Source organism: Streptomyces sennicomposti (assembly GCF_019890635.1).
GTDB classification, from domain to species: domain Bacteria; phylum Actinomycetota; class Actinomycetes; order Streptomycetales; family Streptomycetaceae; genus Streptomyces; species Streptomyces sennicomposti.
The window spans coordinates 108,525-130,968 of record NZ_JAIOAB010000013.1 but is presented as its reverse complement, the minus strand read 5'-3'; the positions used below and the strand labels follow the sequence as shown (position 1 = coordinate 130,968).

Here is a 22,444-nt window from a genome sequence, read left to right as displayed (position 1 = left end):
GCGGGGGGGGGGGGGGGGGGGGGGGGGGGGCCCCCCCCCCCCCCCCCCCCCCCCCCCGCCGCGTCACCGAGCCGGGAGTTGAGTGTGCTTCACGGCCTTTGACGCGCGTTCACATTTTCTTCACGTGTGATCTAAGGTGTTCCGCCTGTACTCGCTTCACCTCGGGGGGAATCCATGCGTACCCGTGTCATCGGCGCCGTCCTGTTCTGCGCCGTCGCCGGACTGACCGTCGCCTGCCAGCCGAGCGACAACTCCGTTACGGGTGGGAGCACTTCGTCGGCCACGCCGACGGCCGGCGCCCCGGCCGGGGACGGCAAGGGCGTCGGCACCCCGGCCGGGGAGGGCAAGCCGTCCGGGGCCGCGTCCAAGGCGGTGCGCGATTTCGTCGGGATGGGCCTGCAGTCCGCGCAGGACGCCGCTCAGGCCGACGGGTTCTACGCGCTGAAGTCGCACGACGCGCTCGGCCGCGGCCGGATGCAGGCCCTCGACCGGAACTGGAAGGTGTGCTCCCAGAACGTGGCCGCGGGCACCTCCGTGCCGACGGACACGACGCTGGACTTCGGGTCGGTGAAGCTGGAGGAGACCTGCCCCGCGCGGGACGAGAAGGAGCCGACGGCCGCCGGCGGCAAGATGCCCGATTTCAAGGGCAAGTCGATGAAGGCGGCGCGGGCGGCGCTGGACTCGGGCACGTCGATCACCGTGAAGGACGCCTCCGCGGAGGGCCGGTGGGTGCTGGTGGAGAGCAACTGGCAGGTCTGCACCCAGACGCCCGCGGCCGGCGCCGCGCTGAACGGCCGGCCGGTCACGTTCACCGTGGTCAAGTTCGGCGAGACCTGCCCGTAGCCGGACCGGGGGGACGTGCGACTCCGTCGCAGGAGTCGTGCGGGCCGGCGGCGGCGGTCGTGCGGCAGCCGTCCCGTGCCGGTCCGACGGACCGGCACGGGACGGCCTGCGCTGCCGGGCGGGGTTCAGCCGAGCGTCCACCGCTGGAGGGCGGAGCCGGTGTCGGTCTGCTGGGTGACCAGGGCTCCCGGGGTCTTCGACGCCGTCGTCAGGGCCAGGCCGCTCTTGACGGAGGCGACGGTGTAGGAGCCGTCGGAGCGGCGGGTGAACGTCCAGTGCTGGTTGGCACCGCCGGTGCACGTCCACTGGACGACCTCGGCGCCGGGCGCGGTGGAGCCGCCGGACACGTCGGCGCACAGTCCGGACTCGGCGTTGCGCAGCTCGTAGGAGCCGTCGCCCTGCCGGGTGAACCGCCAGGTCTGGTTGGCGCCGCCGTTGGCCGTGTAGGTGATGAGCCGGGTGCCGGCGGTGGTGCTGTGGCCGGGATCGTCCAGCGCCTGGCCGCCGGTGACGAGGGTGTGGTCGCCGTCGAGCCCGCCGGAGGAGGAGCCGACCGCGCTGACGGTCAGCGTCTGCTCACCCGCGCCGCGTCCGCCGCCGACCGCGCCGCCGCTGTCGGTCCAGGCGCGTACGGGGGTGGTCTCGGCGAGCCGGCCGGCCGTGCCGGAGAGGCCGATGACGAGGCCGCTGTAGCGGTTCACCAGCCGGTACGTGCCCGTGGCCGCGCCGGTGGACGGGGAGGTGACGGGCACGACGAACCACTGCTGCCCGACGGTGGGACCGCCGCCGCCGGGCGCGGTGACGGTCGGCGCGGCGCCCCAGGCGCGGCCCGCCGCGGGGGTGGTGGGCACGCCGAGGAGACGGCCGGTGGCGGCGTTGGCGATGCGGTAGGAGCCGTCGCCGTTGCCGGTGAACGTCCAGGCGTCCAGGCCGGTGCCGGTGGCGGTGGCCGTCGAGGTGGTGGCGGAGGAGCCGGACACCTGGGTCAGCACCCGGCCGCCGCCGCCCGCGATCCGGTACGTCCGGGCCGGGTCGAAGGGCGCCGCGGCGGGCGCGGAGGAGTCGATCGTCAGGTTGACGTACTCGCCGGAGGCGCCGCCCGAGCAGCCGAAGGAGCAGTAGGAGCGGAAGTTCTTCCCGACGATCGCCGAGCCGGTCCGGTTGGCGGCGTCGAGGAACCAGCGGTACCAGGAGGCGGTGTGGTAGCCGCCGGTGTCGCCGATCGGACGCCACTTCTGGGTGGCCAGGTTGTCGGTGGCGTACAACTGCTGGGGCGCGTCGCCGGACTGGTCGACCGCCTGGGGCTCACCGATGTAGAGGCCGAGGTAGGCGTTGTAGGTGATGTCCATGACGAACAGGGGCGAGGTGGGCGGGGTCTTGCCCGCGGCGACCTGCTGGTCCACGGTTCCGGTGCTGGCCGGGTCGTACTCCTTGGCGGTGGGCGTGTAGCCGGTGGGGTCGGCGGCGGTCACCGGGACCATGTTGCTCTCCCGGCCGCCGACGCCGGGCTGGGACCAGGAGCCGCCGTACCACTTCTGCCAGGTGCCGGTGGCCATCTTGCCGGACAGCGGGGCGCGGGCGACGTGGGAGTAGAACGCCTTCCAGCCGCCGTTCTTGTCGATGAGGCGGGAGCCGTAGAAGACGTAGAAGTAGCCGGAGGCGGCGTCGACGTAGAGCCGCTGGTCGCCGTCGCCGTAGGAGTACGTCTGCTGCGGGAAGGCCGTGGTGTCGCCGCGCTTGGTGCTGTACGGGGAGGTGAGGGCGTGGCCCTTGATGCTCCAGTGCCGGCCCTGGTCGGTGGAGACGGCGTAGTCGATGGCGTCGAAGTGGCTGCTGTCGCCGAAGGGCTGCGGGGTGAACTCGTTGTGGATCAGGCCGTACCAGTCGCCGGTGTCGGGATCGACCCACACCCCGGCCAGATCGCAGAAGTTGCGCTGCGAGTAGCCCGAGCCGCTGGGCGGGAAGGTGGCCTCCACGCCGGTGGGGCTGTTGTCGCACAGCGCGGTGGTGTCCGGGTTGGCGCCGGCGTCGCTGATCGCGGCGGAGCGGGTGGCGGTGTCGAAGTCGGCGCCGGTGTAGAAGGTCCACGCCCGGCTGTCGTCGGCGCCGTACAGGGAGTGGGCCTGCTGGTAGTAGAACGTCCCGTCCTTGTCGAGGTACGGGTACGCGGGTGTGTCGTCCGGGTGGGTCCAGCTGCCCTTGGCGCCGACGGTCACCGTGTAGGAGGCGTCGGCGGCCGGGGCGGCGGACGCGGCCGGGGCGGCCGGGGCCGCGGCGGCGGGCGGGGCGGTCAGCGCGCCGCCGGTCAGGGCGATGGCCGCAGCGGCGAGCGCGCCGACGACTCTGGCGCGGCGCGCGGTGCTTCGGGGGCTCCCGATACTGCTCCCGGAACCGCTGAGACTGCTTCTTGGACTCCTGCGAGAGGCGGACACGGTTTCTCCTTGCTGTCGGGTGTGCCGGTTGCGTGGGGATCGTGGTGCTCTGCGGGTCGGGTCAGTCGAAGGTCTCGATGTACTCCTGCGGTTCGCCGAGTCCGGGCCGGTCGCGCAGCGCGATGTGGTCGCCGAGGCGTTCCAGCTCCAGCACGGTGAGGGTGTTGTCGCCGGGGTGCAGGAAGGGGGCGGGCAGATAGAGCGTGGTCTGCGGTCCGATGTGCCAGTAGCGGCCGAGCAGGTGGCCGTTGACCCAGCAGAAGCCCTTGCCGAAGCCGGGCAGCGCGACGAACGTGTCGGCGGGCTCGGTGACGGTGAGCCGGGCGGTGGCGAACCCGGCCCGTCCGTCGGCCGGGGCGAGGGAGACGGCACGGGCCAGTTCGTCGGGGCTCCACTCGTCCAGCGGCAGGCGGTGCATGCGCCAGCCGTGCACCATCCGCCGGTCCACCCGGACGCCGCCGAGGATGCCCTTGCCCTGGCCGAGCAGCGGCCCGTAGTTGATACGGCCCTGGTTCTCCACCAGCAGCTCCAGCCGGACGCGCCTGCCGGTGCCGCGCACGCGGCAGGAGGCGGTCTCGCGGTCCAGCACCGCCACGGGGACGCCGTCCACGAACACCTGGGCGCGATCGTGCAGTCCGGTGACAGTCACCTCGAACTCCTCGTCGGGCAGCAGCGGTTCCGCCGCGTACAGGACGAGGCCGGAGGCCTGCCCCAGCTCCTCGAAGCTCAACGGCGCGGGTGCCCGCACCGGTTCGGCGACCGTGCGCAGCGCGTCCAGCAGGGCCGCCCCGGGGGTCACGGGCAGCTCGGCGGGCGGCAGCAGAGGCGGGTCGGCGGGCACCGGGCCGTCCGGCACCGGCTGTCCGGCGGCCGTCAGTTCCTCGCGCAGCGCGAAGAACTTCTCGGTGAGAGCGCCGTGTTCGGCGACGGGGGCGTCGGAGTCGTAGCTGGTGACGGTGGGCTGGAGCCGGTCGCCGTCGTGGTTGGCGCCCGCCCACAGCCCGAAGTTGGTTCCCCCGTGGGCCATGTAGAGGCTCAGCGAGCCGCCCGCGCCGAGGATGCGGCCCACGTCGTCGGCGGCGCTGCGGGCCGGGCGGACGTGGTGCTGCTCGCCCCAGTGGTCGAACCAGCCGTTCCAGAACTCGGCGCAGAAGAAGGGTTCTTCCGGCCGGCGCGAGCGCAGCAGCCGGGCCGCCTGTTCGGGGCGGGAGCCGAAGGTCGCCGCGGCCAGTTCGCCCTCGACGGCACCGGCGTCGAGCATCAGCTCGGTGGGGCCGTCGGCCGTGTACAGCAGCTCGGTGACGCCCCGCGCGGTCAGCGCGTCACGGACCCAGCGGACGTAGTCGCCGTCGTCGCCGTAGGAGCCGTACTCGTTCTCGATCTGCACGGCGACCACGGGGCCGCCCCGGCCGGCCTGGAGGGCGGCGATCCGGGGGATCAGCTGGTCGAACCAGCGTGCCACGGCCGCCAGGAAGGGCGGGTGCGAGGTGCGCGGCCGCATGCCGGGTGTGCCGGTCAGCCAGGCGGGCAGCCCGCCGTTGTCCCACTCGGCGCAGATGTACGGCCCCGGGCGCACGATGACGTCGAGTCCCGTCTCCTGGGCCAGCCGGACGAACCGGTCCAGGTCCCGCCAGCCGTCGAAACGGACGTCGCCCGGCGTGCGTTCGTGGAAGTTCCACGGCACATACGTGTCGACGGTGTTCAGGCCGAGGGCGGCCAGCCGGGCCAGCCGGTCGGCCCACTGGCCGGGGTGGACGCGGAAGTAGTGCAGCGAGCCGGACAGGATGCGGTGCGGCCGGCCGGCGCGCAGCAGCGTCCCGCCCGCGTGGGTGAGCGTGGCGGCGGGGCGCCGGTCGCGGGCGGCGTCCGCTGTGGTCTGCATGGTCACTTGACGGCTCCGTCGGTCATACCCGTGCGATCTCCTCATCCGTCCTCCACGGTGCTGCGGCGGACCGGAGGAGAGCTGTTCCGAAGAGGCCGCGCGACAGTGGAGCGTGCCCGGCCCGTGACGGGCGGGAACGCCTCGATGGCCGGAACTATGGCAGAGAATGTTATCGATGCCAACAGTCACTGAACCGAGATTTCCTGACGAGTTGACGCGACGGGGCGGCTGCCATGCGAGGCGATATCATGGCCGGGTCGGGGCCGGCGAGGGAAGGCGCTCATGGCGAAGCAGCAGGTGAAGAGCGGTGATCGACCGCCGGGCATGGTGGACGTGGCCCGGGTCGCCGGGGTGTCCGCGCAGACGGTCTCACGGGTGCTCTCCGGGCACCCCAACGTGCAGGCCCGCACGCGGGAGAAGGTGCTCGCGGCGGTCGAACAGCTCGGCTACCGGCGCAACAACGCGGCCCGCATGCTGTCCTCGGGACGCAGCCGCACCATCGGCGTGGTCACCCTGCGGACCACCTTCTACTCGCGGGCGGCCCTCACCTCCGGCATCGAGAACGCCGCGCAGGCCGCCGGGTACACGGTCAGCACGGCGACCACCACCTCCCTGGACACCGCCGCCATCGAGGCCGCGCTGTCCCGGCTGGCCGATCAGGACGTCGAGGGCGTCGTCCTCGCCGTGCCGCTGATCCACACCAGCGCGCGCATCGAGCAGTTCACCCGGTCCACGCCCACCATCTCGGTGGACGGGCCGCGCACCGACACCACCGAGGTCGTGGCGGTCGACCAGGCGCTCGCGGCCCGCAAGGCGACCGAACACCTGCTGAACCTCGGACACGAGACCGTCTGGCACATCGCCGGGCCCGAGCACTGGCTGGAGGCCGCCAGCCGGCGCGACGGATGGCGGGCCACCCTCGAAGAGGCGGGCCGGCCGGTGCCGCCGCCGCTGGAGGGCGACTGGTCACCGGCCTCCGGCTACCGCAACGGACTGCTCCTCGGCCGTGTCCCGGAGGCGAGCGCGGTCTTCGTCGCCAGCGACGAGATGGCCTTCGGCGTCATCAGGGCGCTGACCGAACTCGGCCGGCGCGTACCCGAGGACGTCTCCCTGGTCAGCGTCGACGACATCGAGCTGGCCGCCTACTGCACCCCGCCGCTGACCACCGTCGCCCAGCCGTTCGCCCGGACCGGTGAACTCGCCGTCGCCCACCTGCTGCGGCACATCGCCGACCCGGCCGGCGCGATCGCCCCCGAGTCGGTGGAACCCCGGCTCGTGGTACGCGCCAGCACCGCGCCGCGCGCCGGGACTTGAGCCCCCGTGCGCCCGCCCGGCCGGGCGCGGCCCGCGAAGACGACGCTCAAGGTCAGTCCAGACAGAACTCGTTGCCCTCGATGTCCAGCATCGGGATGCACGCGTCGTTGCCGTCGTACAGCGTGCGCACGTGCACCGCGCCGAGCGGGATCAGGCGCGCGCACTCCGCCTCGAGCGCGGCGAGACGCGCTTCGCCGGTGAGCCCGGTGGCGACCCGTACGTCGAGATGCACCCGGTTCTTGACGGCCTTCCCTTCGGGAACGCGCTGGAAGTACAGCCGCGGGCCCACACCCGAGGGATCGACGCACGCGAACCACGCGTCCCGCTGCTCGGACGGCAGTGACTGCGTGTATGCGTCCCAGGTGGCGAACCCCTCCGGGGGTGGAGGTACGACGTATCCCAGCACCTCGCACCAGAAGCGGGCCAGCCGCTCGGGTTCCGCGCAGTCGAAGGTGACCTGGACCTGCTTGATCGACGGCATCGGCGCACCCTACCAAGAGGGCCCGGCCGCTCACCCCTGCTTTTCGGCTCGCCGCAGACGGAGCGCGGAGACCAGGAAGAAGACCCCGCCGAGGAAGGCGTAGCCGGCCAGGGCGCTCAAGGAGGGGTCGTCCTTGCCGGCCTGGACGATGAACGAGGCTCCGGCGAGCGTGGAGATGCCGCCGCTGGCGATCATCGGCCACTGTCCCGCCATGCCGCGCCGGAGGGCGCCGACGATCAGCTGAACGAGTCCCGCCGTGATGGCCCAGGCGCCCCAGACCCACAGGACCGCCGGAATGCCCGAGGTGGCGGCGGCGACCAGGCCCGCGGCGGTGAGGGCGCTGAGCGCGACGTTCGCGTAGAGGCCGCGCACCGGACCGCGGTTCGCCCGGGTGGACCTGAGGTCGACGACCGCGCACCCCACGTCGAACAAGGGGTAGATCACCAGCAACGTCGCGCTGAGGGGGCTCAGGGTGTGAGCGGAGGCGAACAGCAGCGCGGCCCAGATCGCGGCGAACGCGCAGCGCACGAAGTACAGACGGCGCAGCGCCGCGGTGTCGCTCGCGGCGGGGGCCGGGGCGGTGAGGACGGAGTCCATGAGGGGTCCTTTCGCGAAGGCGGAGAGGGAGAGAGGGGGAGAGGAAGGGACGGGGGGACTCGGGGAATCCGGGGTCGGCGGGATGAGTGAGTGAGGGAGAACGTTCGGTCTCCCATGTCATCCAAAGCGCCCTGCGCCCCCATGTCAAGACCGAACGTTCTCCCTCATGCGCTGATACAGTGAGGGGCATGAGTACGGGCACACAGGGCGGGAGCATGTCCGAGGCCCGGGCGCGGCTGCTCGGCACGGCGACCCGGATCTTCTACAGCGAGGGCATCCACTCCGTCGGCGTGGACCGGATCATCGCGGAGGCCCGGGTCACGCGCGCCACCCTCTACCGGCATTTCAAGGGGAAGGAAGAGCTGATCCTCTCCTACCTCCAGCAGGCCGATCAGGGCATCCGGGGACAGGTGGCCGGCATCCGTGCCCAGGGGCTGGCGGCGGCGGACACGGTCCGGGCCGTGAGCCGTTCCATCGCCGAGGGCATCGGCTCACCCGGGTTCCGCGGATGCGCCTTCCTGAACGCTGCGGCCGAGTACCCCGACCCGGAACACCCCGTCCATCAGGCGGTGTTGGCCCATCGCCAATGGTTCCTGGAGACCGCCACGCAGCTTCTGGCGGACGCCGGCTGCGCTCCCGCCGACGCGGCGGGCCGGCACCTCGTCATGCTCCGGGACGGCGCCATGGCGGCCGGCTGCCTCTCCGACCCGGCGCCGATCTGCGAGACGTTCCTGAACGGCGTCGAAGGCATCCTGCGCAACGGGCGCGGTACCGACGCCTGAACCGGCCGCCCGGGCCGTCCAGGCCGTCCCGGTCGCCCAGGCCGTCCCGTCGGGCAGGATGGCTCCCATGACGGGTGGGGGAGACGGTCTCGCCGAGCTGCTGCGGCGGGCGGGGCTGGACATCGTGGGGGACGGGCGGAACGAGGGCGTGCCGCCGCCCCGGGCGGCGTGGCGTCCGGTGATCTCGCGCGAGGCGGAGCCGACCGTGGTGGTACGCGGGCAACTTCCTCTTTCAGCAGCCGAGTTGAACGAGAAGTGGCACCGACTTGCGCAGGACACCGGCGTCCTCGGCGCGGACGGCGTGTTCCTCGTCGACGTCGCCGGTGACTGGACGGGCCACGCGCCCCGGCGCTGGACGCGAGTGCGGCTCACCGAGCGATGGGACCTGGCCGGAGTCCTCGAAAGGCGCCCCGGACAGCCGGAGTTCGTCACGCTCTCCACCGACGGGAGCGCCCTGGTGGCAGCGACCACCGAGGCGGACGAGGTCCGGCTCGTCGCACTGGACCGCCTCCAGGAACACCAGGAGACGATGGCGCGGGCGGCGGCCCGGGAGAGCGCCGAGGAACGCGCCGCCGCCTGGGCGGAGTTGCTCCAGGGACCGGCACCCGCGGAACGGCTGCGCGACCTGTGGGCGCACGGGCTGGTACGCAACCCCGCCCTGCCCGACGCCGCACGGGCCGGTCTCCTCGGCCTGTCCCACCACCTGCTGTGGCGGCCCCTGCCGGAAGACCAGCGTCCGCGCCCTCTCCGACCCGGAGAGCGATGAACAGCGCGGCGGACGCCTCCAGGAGCCCCGCGCGGTCCAGGCCCCCGGCGGACACCGGCTCGCAGCCCACGTCCCGCACCGACTGCCGTACGCGGTGAGGGCATCGGAGTCGTCCCCCCACACCGGGAGGCCCGGCCCGAACGTGCGCTCCCGCTCCGAACGGCAGTGACCACCACGAAACGAGAGGCCCTACAAGCGGACGATGACCAGCGCGATGTCGTCGCGGCCGCCGTCGGCGACGCCGAGGTGGGCGAGCAGGGTGTCGGCCAGGGCGTCGGGGCCGAGGTGGGCGTGGCGCGCGAGGGTGTCGGTGAGGCGGCGCAGACCGGCGTCGATGTCCTCGCCGCGGCGTTCGATCAGCCCGTCGGTGTACAGCACGAGGCTGTCGCCAGGGGTGTACGGGACGGTGGCCTGCGGACGCGGGTCGTCGTGGACGGGGACGCCCAACGGCGGGCCGGTGGCCTCGTCGAGGAGGACGACGGCGCCGTCGCGGCGGGCCAGGGCGGGCGGCGGATGGCCGGCGCTGGTGTAGGTGATCCGCCGATGGCGGGTGTCGACCACCGCCTTGACCGCGGTGGTGGCCAGGGCGCCCTCGAAGGTACGGGCATAGCCGCTCAGGACGTCCATCGCCGTGCCCGGCGTGTGGATGGCGCGGACCGCGGCCGACAGAGCGCTTCTGAGCATGCCCATCACGGCGGCGGCCTCCAGACCGTGGCCGACCACGTCGCCCACCGCGACGGTGAAGCTGTCCTCGGACAGATCCACCACGTCGTACCAGTCGCCGCAGACGTTGAGCGACCGGACGGCGGGCATGTAGCGCACGGCGATGTCGCGGTGTCCCCTCAGGTCGGGGGAGTGCAGCATCGCCTGCTGCAGGGTGAGGGCCGTCTCGCGCTCCCGGGCGTGGGCCTCGCGCAGCTCCTCGTTCAGATGCTGCAACTCCTGCGCCCGCGCGTAGAGTTCCGCCTCCATCGCATCCCGCTTCCCGCCCGGGGCGCCGGGCAGCGCGGCGGGCGGGCGGGTCAGCACGAAGTCCGTCATGTCCTCCACCCGGTGGATGATCCAGGCGACCTCGCCGTCCGGCCCGAGGACGGGGGTGTTGATCGGCGACCACCATTTCGCCCGGAACACCTCCGGGCGGCCGGACACCGGGATGTCGTACTTCTGCACGGCCATGGTGTCCGGTTCCTTCGAGCGCAGCACCCGCTGGAGGGAGGCGTTGAGATTGCGCACCCCGTCGGCGTCCGGGTCCGCCGGGTTGTCCGGATGGACCTCGAAGAGGCGCCGGCCGAGCAGTTCCTCCCGCGTCCGGCCCGTGACCCGCAGATACGCTTCGTTGACGTCGGCGACCACCAGCGCGGGGTCCAGGACCAGATAGGGGCTGGGCGTCACGGCGAACAGCGCCTGGTAGTCGATCTCCGGTCCGGTCATGCGCGCCCTCCTGCCCTGGCCAGCCGGATCCTATCCCCGGACCCGGCCCGCGGAGATCGGCGTGCGCGCCGGTGGCGGTTCTCAGGGGCGTGTGTGCGCGGAGCGGACTTGGAAGAGGCGCGGCTGCACATCCGTCGCGATCTTGGCCGCCTGGTCCATGTGGAAACGGGCCTCGGGGTTGGCGAGCATCGCCCGGTAGTGCTCCTCGGTCTCCCACTGGGCGTAGTTGATCACGCGCTCGCCGTCGAGGGAGACGTGGAAGTTGGCGTGCAGGAAGCCGGGTTGGTGTTTCATCGTCTCCTCGGTGGCGCGGGCGAGCAGGGCGACGAGTTCGTCCTGGCGGTCGGGGGAGACGGTGAAGACGTTGATGAGGGTCGCCACGGGGCGCGTGGTGTCGACCTGAACGGTAACAGTCATGGACTCATGTCTCCCCTTACCGGCCGGAGGTTGTCGCGTACGGTGCCGCTTTCGCCCGAACGGAGGCGGGCCCGTGCGCGTGCACCACCCGGGACGGCCGCCGGGACGGCCGCCGTCTAGGCGAGGTCAGCCGGTCGGAGGGCGGGCCGCCGCCCTGCACCGGCTCGGGCGGACCGCCGCCCCTGCCGTCCAGAAGCCCCTGGATCAGCACCGGGGCGGCCGGCCCCGCCTCCCGCGCCCTCGGATGGACGGCGGCGACGAGGGCCGTGCCGCCGCCGGACTCCGCTCGCCGATCACCACCACACCGGGCGGCTCGGCCGGAAGCAGGTCCCGTACGACGGCGGCCAGGATCCTCACGCCGTCCGGGCCGCCACCGTCCGGGCCGCCACCGTCCGGGCCGCCACCGTCCGGGCCGTCGCCCCCGGGTGCAGGGCCGCGTACTCCAGCGGGGCCGAGGGGTCGATCGACACGTCCAGCGGCGCCGGTTCGGCCCCGGCGCGCACGAGGAGGTCGCCGACGGCGGCGATCATCGCGCCGTTGTCCGTGCACAGCCTGAGCGGCGGCACCCGCAGCGCGATGCCGGCGGCCCGGCAGCGCTCCTCGGCCAGCGACCGCACCCGGGAGTTCGCGGCCACCCCGCCGACCACGACGAGCGTGCCGACGCCGTGCTCCCGGCAGGCCGCCACCGCCTTGCGGGTCAGCACGTCGGCGATCGCCTCCTGGAGCGAGGCGGCCCCGTCGGCCACCGGCAGCTCCCGCCCGGCGTGGCCCTCGGCCCAGCGGGCGGCGGCCGTCTTCAGCCCCGAGAAGGAGAAGTCGTACGACCCCGGCAGGGGGCGCGGGAAGGGGGCAGCGCGCGGATCCCCCGCGCGCGCTGCCCGGTCGATGGCCGGACCGCCCGGATACGGCAGTCCAAAGACCCGCGCGACCTTGTCGAAGCACTCGCCGGCCGCGTCGTCCAGGGTGTCGCCGAGGTGGGCGATCGGATCGCGGGCCAGATCGCGGACGAGGAGCAGGGAGGTGTGGCCGCCGGAGACGATCAGCACCATGCAGGGGGCGGGCAGCGGACCGTGCTCCAGGGTGTCCGCGGCGACGTGCCCGGCGAGATGGTGCACCCCGTACAGCGGCACGCCGAGCGCGTACGCGATCCCCTTCGCCCCGGCCAGACCGACCTGGAGCGCCCCGGACAGACCGGGCCCGGTGGTGACGGCGACGGCCCCGATGTCGGCGAGCCGCAGCCCCGCCTCCTCCAGCGCCTGCCGGACCACCGGCCGCAGCGCGTGCAGATGGGCGCGGGAGGCGATCTCCGGGACGACACCGCCGTAGCGGGCGTGCTCGGCCATGCTCGACGCCACCGCGTGGCCGAGCAGCACACCGTCCCGGACCAGCCCCGCGCCGGTCTCGTCGCACGACGACTCGATGCCCAGCACGATCGGAGAGCCCACGCCCACCCCTTCCTGAACCTCATATGCTCTTGCACATAGTGTGCAATAAGGCCGCTGCCGATGTGAACCCGGGGCGGGGCGGGCGGCGCGCCGCGCAGTAGAGTGCGCACCCGCAAGTGCGCTCCCGAAGTGCGCTCCCGCCCCCGAACCCCGAGGTCCCGCGCATGCACGTACTGATCCTCGGCGGCACCGCGGAGGCCCGCCGCCTCGCCGAGCTGCTGCACGGCGTCCCCGGCCTGGAGCTGACCAGCTCGCTCGCCGGGCGCGTCGCCGGACCCCGGCCGCTGCCGGGCGACACGCGCATCGGCGGCTTCGGCGGGGCGGAGGGGCTGACGGCATGGCTGCGCGAGCACGGGGTGGACGTGGTCGTCGACGCCACGCACCCCTTCGCGGATACGATCAGCCACCACGCGGCACGGGCCGCCGCCACCGCCCGGGTGCCCCTGCTCGCCCTGCGCCGGCCCGGCTGGGTCCCGGAGGCGGGCGACCGCTGGCACGGGGTCGGATCACTGGCGGAGGCGGCCCGGGCGCTGCCCGCACTCGGCCGGCGCGTGTTCCTCACCACCGGGCGCCTGGGGCTGGCCGCCTTCGCGGACCTGGACGACCTGTGGTTCCTCGTACGGTCCGTGGACGCGCCGCAGCCGCCGCACCCGTCCCGCATGGAGATCCTGCTCGACCGCGGGCCCTTCACCCTCGACGGGGAACGCGAACTGCTGCGCCGCCACCGCGTCGACGTCGTCGTCACGAAGGACAGCGGCGGCGCGGCCACCGCCCCGAAACTGACCGCCGCCCGCGAGGCGGGACTGCCCGTCGTCGTGGTCCGCAGACCCCCGGCGCCGCAGGGCGTACCCGTCGTGCCGACCCCGGAGGACGCGGCCCACCGGGTCCGCGAAGCCCTCCGGGAGGTGTCCTCCCGGAACCGCTGACCGAGCCCTGACGGTCGGGCCCCCGCACGCCTGCCCGACGCGGCCCCGACCGCGCCCCCCGGAAGGGCCCCGCGCCCCCGGAAGCGCGCCCGCACCGCACTCCTCGGCAGCCCCGCGCCCCCGCGCCCCCGGCCTCCGCACGCCCCGCCCCGGCGCCTCACACCGGCCGAGTGTCCTCCCGGAGGCGGGGGAAGAGGGGGCGAGGCGTCGGCAGGCGTCCGTCGGCCGGTGTCAGCCGCTCGGCGATCCGGGCGGCGGCGCCGGGAACGAACGGACGCAGCTCATCGGCCAGCACACGGCACGCGGCGACCAGCGCCACCAGGACGGCGTCGAGCCGCGCGCCCGCCGCCGGGTCGCCCTCGCGCTCCCGCCGGGCCAGCTCCCAGGGCCGGGTGGCGTCGATGCACCGGTTCGCCTCCTCCACGACGGTCCAGACGGCGCGGGTGGCCCGCCGGAAGTCGAAGTCGGCCAGAGCGGCGTCGACGCGCCCGGGCACCTTCGCACACACCTCCGTCAGGGGCAGCCCACCGGACGGCTCGACGACGGGTAGCGCTCCGCCCCGGAAGCGGTGCACCGCGGTCACGACGCGGTGGACGAGATTCCCGAGTCCCCCGGCGAAGTCCGCGTCCGCACGGCCGATCAGCCGCTCGGCGGTGAAGTCGGCGTCCCCGGTCCGCGGTACCTCGCGCAGGAGCCACCAGCGCACCGCGTCCGTGCCGTACGCCGCGGCCAGCGCCGCCGGATCGACGGTGTTCCCGGCGGACTTGCTGATCTTGCGGCCGCCGACGGTCAGGTAGTCGTGGACGAAGAGGTCGGTGGGCAGCGGCAGCCCGGCCGACAGCAGGAGGGCCGGCCAGTACACGGCGTGGAAGCGCACCACTCCCTTGCCGGCCAGGTGGACCCGGCGTCCGTCGCCCTCCCACCACTCGTCGTAGGCGGTGCCGCCGGTGCCGTAGCCGAGGCTGGTGACGTAGTTGGCGAGGGCGTCCCACCACACGTAGACGACCTGGCCCGGGTCGTCGGGCACGGGGATGCCCCAACCGCGGGCGCGGGTGTGGGAGCGGGAGACGGAGAAGTCGTGCAGCCCGCCCTCGATGAGGGCGAGGACCTCGTTGCGGCGGGCGGCGGGCTCGATGCGCAGGGCGCCGCTCGTGATCAGGCGGTGGAGGCGGTCGGCATGGCGGGACAGCCGGAAGAACCAGTTCTCCTCCGCGACAAGACGCAGTTCGGCGCCGTGCTCGGCGCACCGGCCGCCGACCAGTTCGTCCGGGGTGTAGAACTGCTCGCAGCCCACGCAGTACAGGCCCTCGTACGCCTTCCGGTAGAGGTCGCCCGCGGCGGCGCACCGGCGCCACAGCCGTTCGACCCCGACGCGGTGGCGCGGGTCGCTGCTGGTGCGGATGAAGTCGTCCAGGGAGAGCGCCAGCGGTGTGCGCAACGCGGCGAAGGCGTCGGCGTTCCGGTCGACGAACGTCCGGACGTCGACGCCGGCGGCCTCGGCGGCCAGGACGTTCTTGAGGGAGTTGTCGTCGGTCCCGCTGAGCAGTCGCACCCGGTCACCGCGCTGACGGTGGTGCCGGGCCAGCGCGTCCGCCTGGACCAGCTCCAGGGCGAAGCCCAGGTGCGGGCGGGCGTTGACGTACGGAATGGTCGTGGTGATGAAGTGGCGCGCGGTCATCTGGTCCTCCCGCCGGGCGGCGGGGCCTTGATCGCGGATATGACCGAGGCCCCGTACCCGGGGCCTCGGCTTCGGTACGCGTTCGTGCTCAGCAGCCCCGTGGACGGGGCGTCATCCGGTGCCGGCGCGAAAGCGTGATCATGGGGAGGAGCGTAGCGGCGCGGGGGACGGGACGGCACGCGATTTTCCCGGCGGCGGTGGAGTGCCGGGCTGCGGGGGCGTACGGCTCAGCTCGCTTCGCCGTGGTGTGCCGTCGGGGCGGCGGCCTCGGTGGCGGCGAGGGAGGCGAGGAGGCGTAGGGCCTGCTCCGAGGGGGAGCCGGGCTCGGCGGTGTAGACGGTCATGCCGAGGCCGGGTTCGGCGGCCAGGTCCAGGGCCTCGTAGGCCAGGGTGAGGTCGCCGACCGCGGGGTGGCGGAACCGCTTGGTGCCCGTCCCGTGGCGGCGGACGTCGTGCGCGCCCCAGCGGGTGCGGAACTCCTCGCTGCGGGTGGACAGCTCCCCGATGAGATCGTGCAGGTCCTTGTCGTGCGGGTCGCGGCCCGCCTCGCGGCGCAGGATCGCCACCGCCGTGTCCGCGAACAGCTCCCAGTCGGGGTAGAAGCGGCGGGCGGCCGGGTCGAGGAAGTTGAAGCGGGCGAGGTTGCGCTGGTTGTCGGCGTCGGCGAAGAGGTCGGCGTAGAAGGCGCGGGCGAGCGGGTTGACGGCCACGACGTCCATCCGGCCGTTGGACACCACCGCGGGTCCCGCCGTGATCGCGTCCAGGGTCCACTGCAGGCTGCGGTGCGGCGTCCACTGCCGGGCGGTGGGCCGGCGGCGGGGGCGGGTGAGGGCGTCGGAGCCGTCGGCGGCCCGCGCCAGGTGCAGGAGGTGGGCGCGTTCGGCGTCGTCCAGCTGCAGCGCGCGGGCGACCGCCTCCAGAACGGCCGGGGAGGCGCCGGCGAGGCTGCCGCGCTCCAGTTTCGCGTAGTACTCCACGCTCATGTCGGCCAGCGCGGCGACCTCGCTCCTGCGCAGCCCCGGCACCCGCCTCCGGGGGCCTGCGGGCAGCCCGGCCCGCTCCGGGGTGATCTTCGCGCGCCGCGAGGTCAGGAACTCGCGGACCTCCTCACGGTTGTCCATGCCCCGACCGTACGACGTGCGCGGCGCGGGAGGGATGTACCGGCAGTACACCTCTCAGCGGTGACTCGTTCGGCGTCGCCGTGCGGGGTTACCTGGTAGGTGGCCCTACGGCCACGGCCACGGCCACGGACACGGCCACGGACACGGCCACGGACACGGACACGGACACGGACACGGACACGGATACGGATACGGACAGGGTGACGGAGGCGGACCGCGGGCCGTCCCGCCCGGGCGGTGCGAGATCCGCCCACGCCCGACACCCCCCTCCCCCCAGACAAGGACATCTCTCATGCGCGGAGCAGTGATCCACGCCCCCGGCGACGTACGTTTCGAGACACTTCCCGACCCGAAGATCCTGGAGCCGACGGATGCGATCATCCGCACGGCCGTCACCTGCGTGTGCGGCTCCGACCTGTGGCCCTGGCGCGGCCTCGACGCCACCGACGAGGCCCACCCCATGGGGCACGAGTACGTCGGCTTCGTGGAGGAGGCCGGCTCCGAGGTCACCGCGGTGCGGCCCGGCCAGTTCGTCGTCGGCTCCTTCGCGACCTCGGACAACACCTGCCCGAACTGCCGCAACGGCTTCCAGTCCAACTGCCTGAACCGCGAGTTCATGAGCACCTGCCAGGCCGAGTACGTGCGCATCCCCAACGCCCAGGGCACCCTGGTCGCCACCGACGAGGCGCCCGGCGAGGAGTTCTGGCCGGGCCTGCTGGCCGTCTCCGACGTGATGGGCACCGGCTGGTACGCCGCCGACGCCGCCGAGGTGCGGCCCGGCTCCACCGCCGTGGTCGTCGGCGACGGCGCGGTCGGGCTGTGCGCGGTGATCGCCGCCAAGGAGATGGGCGCGGAGCGGATCATCGCCATGTCCCGGCACGACAGCCGGCAGAAGCTCGCCCGCGAATTCGGCGCCACCGACATCGTCACCGAGCGCGGCGACGAGGGCGTGGCCCGGATCAAGGAGATGACCGACGGCATCGGCGCCGACTCCGTGCTGGAGTGCGTCGGCACCGCCCAGGCCATGAGCCAGGCGCTGCACTCGGCCCGGCCCGGCGGCAACGTCGGTTTCGTCGGTATGCCCCACGAGGTGGCCATCGACGGCCAGGAGCTGTTCTTCTCCCACGTCGGCCTGCGCGGCGGCCCCGCCCCGGTGCGCCGCTATCTGCCCGACCTCATCGAACGCGTCCTGACCGGCCGCATCGACCCGGGCAAGGTCTTCGACCTCACCCTGCCCCTCGACCAGGTCGCCGAGGGCTACAAGGCCATGGACGAACGCCGCGCAGTCAAGGCCCTCCTCCGGCCCTGACGCACGACTCACCTCGAGCCCTGATTCACCTCAAGGTCTGACTCACCTCGAGCCCTGACTCAGTCAAGCGACCTGACTCACTCACGCGAGCAGACAAGGAACCCCTGTGCAGATCACCCGCAGCTCGATCAACACCGTCAAGGGACCCGCGGACTGGTTCACCGGCGACGTCTACATCGACGCCGTCGCCGCCGCGCCCGCCCCCTCCCGGGTCAGCGCCAACCTGGTCCACTTCATGCCCGGCGCCCGCACCCACTGGCACCGGCACCCGCTGAGCCAGACCGTGTTCGTCACCGAGGGCATCGGCCTGTGCCAGCGCCGCGGCGGACCCGTCGAGGTCATCCGCCCCGGCGACCGCGTCCTGTTCGAGGCCGACGAGGAGCACTGGCACGGCGCCGCGCCGAACCGGCTGATGGTCCACCTGGCCATCAACGAGGGCGACGCGGAGCACGACGTCGTCCACTGGCTGACCCCGGTCACCGACGAGGAGTACGCCGCCGCCCCGGCCACCGACTGACCCCCGGGGCCGCCCGGGGCCGCCTGGGGCAGCCCGGGGCAGCCGGGCGGCCCGGCGGCGTCCACCCGGCTCCACCCCAGGCTCGGCCCGGTCAGTGGTCGGTCAGTGGTCCACCAGGGGCCCAGCCCGGTCGGGGGTGGTCAGGCGTCTCCACCAGGCACAGTCCGGTCGGCGGGTACGGGAGCCGGACGAGGCCCTACGGCCCCCGGCCCCCGGCCCCCGGCCGGGGCGTCGACGTGGATGTGCGCGACCGGACGCCCGGCGGCCTCCTCCCGGCAGGCGTCGTAAGAGAGCCGTCAAAGCCGTGACCTGGGACGTAAGAGGGCCGTCAACGGGTGGTCCGGACCGGGTGGTGCGGGGGTTTCCTTCAAACGTCCCCGTTTTTCCCTCGCACCTACCAGGAGTCCACGATGGCCGATCTGGCCTTCGTCGTCACCGTGCTCGCGGTCTTCGCGCTGGTGGCCCTCGTCGCCAAGGGGGTGACGAAGCTGTGACCGCCGAGAACACCGTCGGCCTGATCGCGGCCGTCGCCCTCCTGGGCTATCTCGTCCTCGCCCTGATCTTCCCGGAGAGGTTCTGAGAGCCGGCATGGGTCCCGTCACCGCAGGCGTGCTCCAGTTGCTCGCCCTCATCGGCGCACTCGCGCTCGTCCACAAACCCGTCGGCGCCTACATGGCCCGGGTCTACTCCTCCTCCCGGCATCTGCGGGTGGAGAGGTGGATCTACCGCGGCATCGGCGCCGACCCCGACGCCGAGATGACCTGGCCCGCGTATCTGCGCGGCGTCCTCGCGTTCTCGGCCGTGGGCGTCCTCTTCCTGTATCTGCTCCAGCGGCTCCAGGGCGTGCTGCCCGGCTCGCTCGGCTTCTCGTCGGTGAACCCGGCGCAGTCATTCAACACGGCCGTGTCGTTCGTGACGAACACCAACTGGCAGTCGTACTACGGCGAACAGACCATGGGACACGTCGTGCAGACCGCCGGTCTGGCCGTGCAGAACTTCGTCTCCGCGGCCGTCGGCATGGCCGTCGCGGTCGCGCTGGTGCGCGGCTTCGCCCGCTCCCGCACCGGCGAACTCGGCAACTTCTGGACCGACCTGGTACGCGGCACGCTGCGCGTCCTGGTGCCGATCGCCGCGCTCGCCGCGGTCGCCCTGGTCGCCTGCGGGGCGATCCAGAACTTCTCCGGCATCCACGAGGTCGGCCAGTTCATGGGCGGCTCCCAGCAGTGGAACGGCGGCGCGGTGGCGTCCCAGGAGGCCATCAAGGAGCTGGGCACCAACGGCGGCGGCTACTTCAACGCCAACAGCGCCCACCCCTTCGAGAACCCGACCCCGGTCAGCAACCTGCTGGAGATCTTCCTCATCCTGGTGATCCCGTTCTCGCTGACCCGCACCTTCGGCCTGATGGTCGGCAGCACGCGGCAGGGCTACGCGATCCTCGCCACCATGGTCACCATCTGGGTCGGCTTCGTCGCCCTGATGATGTGGACGGAGTTCGGCCACCACGGCCCGGCGCTCCAGGCCGCGGGCGCGGCGATGGAGGGCAAGGAGGTCCGGTTCGGCGTCGGCGGCTCCTCCCTCTTCGCGGTGTCCACGACGCTGACCTCGACGGGCGCGGTGGACTCCTTCCACTCCTCCTTCACCGGCCTCGGCGGCGGTATCGCCCTGCTCGGGATGATGCTCGGCGAGATCGCGCCCGGCGGCACCGGCTCCGGCCTCTACGGCATCCTGATCATGGCGGTCATCGCGGTGTTCATCGCCGGTCTGATGGTGGGCCGCACGCCCGAGTACCTGGGCAAGAAGATCGGCGGCCGGGAGATGAAGCTCGCCGCCTGCTACCTCCTCGTCACCCCGGCGCTGGTCCTGGTGTGCACGGCCGCCTCCCTCGCCCTGCCGACCCCGCCGCACTCCATGCTCAACTCCGGTGCGCACGGCTTCTCCGAGGTCCTGTACGCCTTCACCTCCGCGGCCAACAACAACGGTTCGGCCTTCGCCGGGCTGAACGCGAACACCGACTGGTTCAACACCATGACGGGGCTGGCCATGCTGCTCGGCCGGTTCCTGCCGATGGTGTTCGTGCTGGCGCTGGCCGGCTCCCTGGCCCACCAGCAGCCCGTACCGGTCACCGCAGGCACCCTGCGCACCGAGAAGCCGCTGTTCGCCGGCCTGCTGGTGGGCGCGATCCTGATCATCACCGGTCTCACCTACTTCCCGGCGCTCGCACTGGGACCGCTCGCCGAAGGGCTGGCGTGATGAAGACCCGTACCGGACACACGGCGAAGTCCGGCACCGGACACGCGCCCGAGCCGCGTACCGCATACGCGCCCGAGCCCCGCACGGAGAGCGCGTCCGAGCCCCGTACCCAGAACGTGTCGACGAACCGTACTCAGAACCCAGAGGACTCCATGTCCACAGCCACCCCCGCCCGGGCGCCGCACGGCGACCTCCCCACCGGGCGCAGGCCCGCCGAAGGCCGCGTCGGCGCCGGTCTGTTCGACCCCGGCCAGCTGGTCAGATCGCTGCCGGAGGCGGTCCGCAAGCTCGATCCCCGGGTCATGGTCAAGTCGCCCGTGATGTTCGTCGTATGGGTCGGCTCCGTGCTCACCACCGTCTTCTCCTGCACCGACCCGGGCGACTGGTTCGGCTGGACGATCAGCGCCTGGCTGTGGCTCACCGTCCTCTTCGCCAACCTCGCCGAGGCCGTCGCCGAGGGCCGCGGCAAGGCGCAGGCCGACACCCTGCGCAAGGCCAAGACCGACACGGTCGCCCGGCGGCTGACGGACGGCCGCGAGGAGCGGGTGCCCGGCACCGGCCTCGCGATCGGCGACCTGGTGGTGTGCGAGGCGGGCGACGTCATACCCGGCGACGGCGATGTCGTCGAGGGCGTCGCCTCGGTGGACGAGTCGGCCATCACCGGCGAGTCCGCCCCCGTCATCCGCGAGTCCGGCGGCGACCGCAGCGCCGTCACCGGCGGCACCAAGGTCCTCTCCGACCGGATCGTCGTCAAGATCACCACCAGGCCCGGCGAGACCTTCATCGACCGGATGATCAGCCTGGTCGAGGGCGCGGCCCGGCAGAAGACGCCCAACGAGATCGCGCTGAACATCCTGCTGGCCTCGCTGACCATCGTCTTCCTGCTGGCCTGCGCCACCCTGCCGCCGTTCGCCGACTACGCGGGCACCCACCTGACGATGGTCGTCCTGGTGGCCCTGCTGGTCTGCCTGATCCCCACCACCATCGGCGCGCTGCTCTCCGCGATCGGCATCGCCGGCATGGACCGGCTGGTGCAGCGCAACGTCCTGGCCATGTCCGGCCGCGCGGTCGAGGCCGCCGGCGACGTGTCCACGCTGCTGCTGGACAAGACCGGCACCATCACCCTCGGCAACCGCCGGGCGGCCGAGTTCCTGCCGGTGCGCGGCGCCACCGAGGCCGAGGTCGCCGACGCCGCCCAGCTGTCGTCGCTCGCGGACGAGACCCCCGAGGGACGGTCCGTCGTCGTCCTGGCCAAGGAACGCTACGGGCTGCGCGAGCGGCACGAGGGCGAGCTGGCCGGGGCGCGGTGGATCGCCTTCACCGCGCAGACCCGGATGTCCGGCGTGGACGTCGACGGCCGCGAGATCCGCAAGGGCGCCACCGCCTCGGTCCTCGACTGGGTACGGGAGCGGGGCGGCACGGTCGCCGAGGACGCGGAAGCCGTCGCCGGCCGGATCTCCGCGGCGGGCGGCACCCCGCTGCTGGTCGCCGTCCACGACGAGCGCGGCGCCCGCGTCCTCGGCGTGATCCACCTCAAGGACGTCGTCAAGGAGGGCATGCGGGAGCGGTTCGAGGAACTGCGCCGCATGGGCATCAAGACGGTCATGATCACGGGTGACAATCCGCTGACCGCGAAGGCCATCGCAAAGGAGGCGGGCGTCGACGACTTCCTCGCCGAGGCCACCCCCGAGGACAAGATGGCCCTCATCCAGCGCGAGCAGGCCGGCGGCAAACTGGTCGCGATGACCGGCGACGGCACCAACGACGCCCCCGCGCTGGCCCAGGCGGACGTGGGCGTGGCGATGAACACGGGCACGTCGGCCGCCAAGGAGGCCGGCAACATGGTGGACCTCGACTCCGACCCCACCAAGCTCATCGAGATCGTGGAGATCGGGAAGCAACTCCTCATCACCCGCGGGGCGCTGACCACCTTCTCCATCGCCAACGACGTGGCGAAGTACTTCGCGATCATCCCGGCGCTGTTCGCGGCCGTCTATCCGGGCCTGGACCGGCTGAACATCATGCACCTGGCCTCGCCCGCCTCGGCGATCCTGTCCGCCGTCGTCTTCAACGCGCTGATCATCGTCGCCCTGGTGCCGCTCTCCCTGAAGGGCGTGCGCTACCGGCCGATGAGCGCGGACCGGATGCTGCGCCGCAACCTCGCGGTCTACGGCGTCGGCGGGCTGATCGCCCCCTTCGTCGGCATCAAGATCATCGACCTCCTCGTCTCCCTCATCCCCGGAATCGGCTGAT

20 protein-coding genes are annotated in these 22,444 nt (G+C 73.0%); 11 read left to right on the top strand and 9 right to left on the bottom strand.

From position 1 onward, the window contains the following. Positions 1 to 174 precede the first annotated feature (174 nt). The gene (locus K7787_RS10770; RefSeq protein WP_223001262.1) at positions 175 to 843 is read left to right on the top strand and encodes a PASTA domain-containing protein; all 669 of its coding nucleotides are present in this window, start codon (positions 175 to 177) and stop codon (positions 841 to 843) included. Between the two features lie 125 nt (positions 844 to 968). On the opposite strand, the gene K7787_RS10765 is transcribed toward K7787_RS10770, so the two are convergent. Both K7787_RS10765 and K7787_RS10760 read right to left on the bottom strand, forming a co-directional pair. Next, the gene (locus K7787_RS10765; protein WP_223001269.1) at positions 969 to 3,059 is read right to left on the bottom strand and encodes an RICIN domain-containing protein; all 2,091 of its coding nucleotides are present in this window, start codon (positions 3,057 to 3,059) and stop codon (positions 969 to 971) included. 277 nt (positions 3,060 to 3,336) lie between these two features. Continuing rightward, positions 3,337 to 5,157 (bottom strand): glycoside hydrolase family 35 protein, encoded by a 1,821-nt coding sequence (locus K7787_RS10760; protein WP_223001268.1) that lies wholly within the window; start codon positions 5,155 to 5,157, stop codon positions 3,337 to 3,339. A 282-nt stretch (positions 5,158 to 5,439) separates the two neighbouring features. Between K7787_RS10760 and K7787_RS10755 the strand changes: the two genes are divergently transcribed. Further along, on the top strand, positions 5,440 to 6,471 hold the full coding sequence (locus K7787_RS10755; RefSeq protein WP_043262122.1) for a LacI family DNA-binding transcriptional regulator: 1,032 nt from the start codon (positions 5,440 to 5,442) through the stop codon (positions 6,469 to 6,471). Between the two features lie 52 nt (positions 6,472 to 6,523). Here K7787_RS10755 and K7787_RS10750 read toward each other — a convergent pair whose 3' ends face one another. After that, positions 6,524 to 6,952: a VOC family protein gene (locus tag K7787_RS10750; protein WP_009192328.1), complete on the bottom strand. Its 429-nt coding sequence runs from the start codon at positions 6,950 to 6,952 to the stop codon at positions 6,524 to 6,526. Positions 6,953 to 6,982: 30 nt separating this feature from the next. Further along, positions 6,983 to 7,549 carry a hypothetical protein gene (locus K7787_RS10745; protein WP_223001261.1) on the bottom strand — a complete coding sequence of 189 codons (567 nt, stop codon included), beginning with the start codon at positions 7,547 to 7,549 and terminating at the stop codon, positions 6,983 to 6,985. A 188-nt stretch (positions 7,550 to 7,737) separates the two neighbouring features. On the opposite strand from K7787_RS10745, the gene K7787_RS10740 reads away from it, so the two are divergent. Together K7787_RS10740 and K7787_RS10735 are read left to right on the top strand one after the other, a co-directional pair. Further along, the gene (locus K7787_RS10740; RefSeq protein WP_223001260.1) at positions 7,738 to 8,331 is read left to right on the top strand and encodes a TetR/AcrR family transcriptional regulator; all 594 of its coding nucleotides are present in this window, start codon (positions 7,738 to 7,740) and stop codon (positions 8,329 to 8,331) included. A gap of 67 nt (positions 8,332 to 8,398) precedes the next feature. Beyond that, entirely contained in the window at positions 8,399 to 9,097 is a 699-nt protein-coding gene (locus K7787_RS10735; protein ID WP_223001259.1) for a hypothetical protein, read from the top strand. Between the two features lie 189 nt (positions 9,098 to 9,286). Here the strand turns inward: K7787_RS10735 and K7787_RS10730 are convergent, their stop codons facing one another. From K7787_RS10730 to tsaD, 3 genes are all read right to left on the bottom strand, one after another. Beyond that, a complete protein-coding gene (locus K7787_RS10730) occupies positions 9,287 to 10,528 on the bottom strand; it encodes a PP2C family protein-serine/threonine phosphatase (protein ID WP_223001258.1) in 1,242 nt (413 codons plus the stop codon). A gap of 81 nt (positions 10,529 to 10,609) precedes the next feature. After that, positions 10,610 to 10,945, bottom strand: coding sequence for an antibiotic biosynthesis monooxygenase family protein (locus K7787_RS10725; protein ID WP_009192324.1), 336 nt, complete (start codon positions 10,943 to 10,945; stop codon positions 10,610 to 10,612). A 353-nt stretch (positions 10,946 to 11,298) separates the two neighbouring features. Continuing rightward, the gene (gene tsaD / locus K7787_RS10720; RefSeq protein WP_223001257.1) at positions 11,299 to 12,390 is read right to left on the bottom strand and encodes a tRNA (adenosine(37)-N6)-threonylcarbamoyltransferase complex transferase subunit TsaD; all 1,092 of its coding nucleotides are present in this window, start codon (positions 12,388 to 12,390) and stop codon (positions 11,299 to 11,301) included. Positions 12,391 to 12,554: 164 nt separating this feature from the next. Here tsaD and K7787_RS10715 point away from each other — a divergent pair, with 164 nt between their 5' ends. Then, positions 12,555 to 13,316 carry a cobalt-precorrin-6A reductase gene (locus K7787_RS10715; RefSeq protein WP_223001256.1) on the top strand — a complete coding sequence of 254 codons (762 nt, stop codon included), beginning with the start codon at positions 12,555 to 12,557 and terminating at the stop codon, positions 13,314 to 13,316. A 157-nt stretch (positions 13,317 to 13,473) separates the two neighbouring features. Here K7787_RS10715 and K7787_RS10710 read toward each other — a convergent pair whose 3' ends face one another. Continuing rightward, a complete protein-coding gene (locus tag K7787_RS10710; protein ID WP_223001255.1) occupies positions 13,474 to 14,994 on the bottom strand; it encodes a methionine--tRNA ligase in 1,521 nt (506 codons plus the stop codon). Positions 14,995 to 15,221: 227 nt separating this feature from the next. Then, positions 15,222 to 16,115, bottom strand: a complete 894-nt coding sequence (locus tag K7787_RS10705) for a helix-turn-helix transcriptional regulator (RefSeq protein ID WP_223001254.1) — start codon at positions 16,113 to 16,115, stop codon at positions 15,222 to 15,224. Positions 16,116 to 16,407: 292 nt separating this feature from the next. Between K7787_RS10705 and K7787_RS10700 the strand changes: the two genes are divergently transcribed. The 6 genes from K7787_RS10700 to kdpB all read left to right on the top strand — a co-directional run bounded on the left by K7787_RS10700 (position 16,408) and on the right by kdpB (position 22,443). Continuing rightward, the gene (locus K7787_RS10700) at positions 16,408 to 17,424 is read left to right on the top strand and encodes a zinc-dependent alcohol dehydrogenase family protein (RefSeq protein ID WP_223001253.1); all 1,017 of its coding nucleotides are present in this window, start codon (positions 16,408 to 16,410) and stop codon (positions 17,422 to 17,424) included. A gap of 106 nt (positions 17,425 to 17,530) precedes the next feature. Continuing rightward, positions 17,531 to 17,941, top strand: a complete 411-nt coding sequence (locus K7787_RS10695) for a (R)-mandelonitrile lyase (protein ID WP_009192318.1) — start codon at positions 17,531 to 17,533, stop codon at positions 17,939 to 17,941. Positions 17,942 to 18,276: 335 nt separating this feature from the next. After that, complete coding sequence (locus K7787_RS10690) at positions 18,277 to 18,435, top strand: hypothetical protein (RefSeq protein WP_164392942.1); 159 nt, start codon at positions 18,277 to 18,279, stop codon at positions 18,433 to 18,435. Beyond that, positions 18,432 to 18,521: a K(+)-transporting ATPase subunit F gene (gene kdpF / locus K7787_RS10685; RefSeq protein ID WP_043262119.1), complete on the top strand. Its 90-nt coding sequence runs from the start codon at positions 18,432 to 18,434 to the stop codon at positions 18,519 to 18,521. The genes K7787_RS10690 and kdpF overlap by 4 nt, the downstream gene beginning before the upstream one ends. Positions 18,522 to 18,529: 8 nt before the next feature. Then, entirely contained in the window at positions 18,530 to 20,191 is a 1,662-nt protein-coding gene (gene kdpA / locus K7787_RS10680; RefSeq protein WP_223001252.1) for a potassium-transporting ATPase subunit KdpA, read from the top strand. Between the two features lie 152 nt (positions 20,192 to 20,343). After that, entirely contained in the window at positions 20,344 to 22,443 is a 2,100-nt protein-coding gene (gene kdpB / locus K7787_RS10675; protein ID WP_019981995.1) for a potassium-transporting ATPase subunit KdpB, read from the top strand. Position 22,444 lies beyond the last annotated feature (1 nt).

What these genes read in the sequence shown, in the direction of transcription:
- K7787_RS10770 (WP_223001262.1), top strand. Translation starts at nt 175, where the DNA reads ATGCGTACCCGTGTCATCGGCGCCGTCCTGTTCTGCGCCGTCGCCGGA.
- K7787_RS10760 (WP_223001268.1), bottom strand. Translation starts at nt 5,157, where the DNA reads ATGCAGACCACAGCGGACGCCGCCCGCGACCGGCGCCCCGCCGCCACG.
- K7787_RS10755 (WP_043262122.1), top strand. Translation starts at nt 5,440, where the DNA reads ATGGCGAAGCAGCAGGTGAAGAGCGGTGATCGACCGCCGGGCATGGTG.
- K7787_RS10750 (WP_009192328.1), bottom strand. Translation starts at nt 6,952, where the DNA reads ATGCCGTCGATCAAGCAGGTCCAGGTCACCTTCGACTGCGCGGAACCC.
- K7787_RS10745 (WP_223001261.1), bottom strand. Translation starts at nt 7,549, where the DNA reads ATGGACTCCGTCCTCACCGCCCCGGCCCCCGCCGCGAGCGACACCGCG.
- K7787_RS10740 (WP_223001260.1), top strand. Translation starts at nt 7,738, where the DNA reads ATGAGTACGGGCACACAGGGCGGGAGCATGTCCGAGGCCCGGGCGCGG.
- K7787_RS10735 (WP_223001259.1), top strand. Translation starts at nt 8,399, where the DNA reads ATGACGGGTGGGGGAGACGGTCTCGCCGAGCTGCTGCGGCGGGCGGGG.
- K7787_RS10730 (WP_223001258.1), bottom strand. Translation starts at nt 10,528, where the DNA reads ATGACCGGACCGGAGATCGACTACCAGGCGCTGTTCGCCGTGACGCCC.
- K7787_RS10725 (WP_009192324.1), bottom strand. Translation starts at nt 10,945, where the DNA reads ATGACTGTTACCGTTCAGGTCGACACCACGCGCCCCGTGGCGACCCTC.
- K7787_RS10715 (WP_223001256.1), top strand. Translation starts at nt 12,555, where the DNA reads ATGCACGTACTGATCCTCGGCGGCACCGCGGAGGCCCGCCGCCTCGCC.
- K7787_RS10710 (WP_223001255.1), bottom strand. Translation starts at nt 14,994, where the DNA reads ATGACCGCGCGCCACTTCATCACCACGACCATTCCGTACGTCAACGCC.
- K7787_RS10705 (WP_223001254.1), bottom strand. Translation starts at nt 16,115, where the DNA reads ATGGACAACCGTGAGGAGGTCCGCGAGTTCCTGACCTCGCGGCGCGCG.
- K7787_RS10700 (WP_223001253.1), top strand. Translation starts at nt 16,408, where the DNA reads ATGCGCGGAGCAGTGATCCACGCCCCCGGCGACGTACGTTTCGAGACA.
- kdpA (WP_223001252.1), top strand. Translation starts at nt 18,530, where the DNA reads ATGGGTCCCGTCACCGCAGGCGTGCTCCAGTTGCTCGCCCTCATCGGC.
- kdpB (WP_019981995.1), top strand. Translation starts at nt 20,344, where the DNA reads ATGTCCACAGCCACCCCCGCCCGGGCGCCGCACGGCGACCTCCCCACC.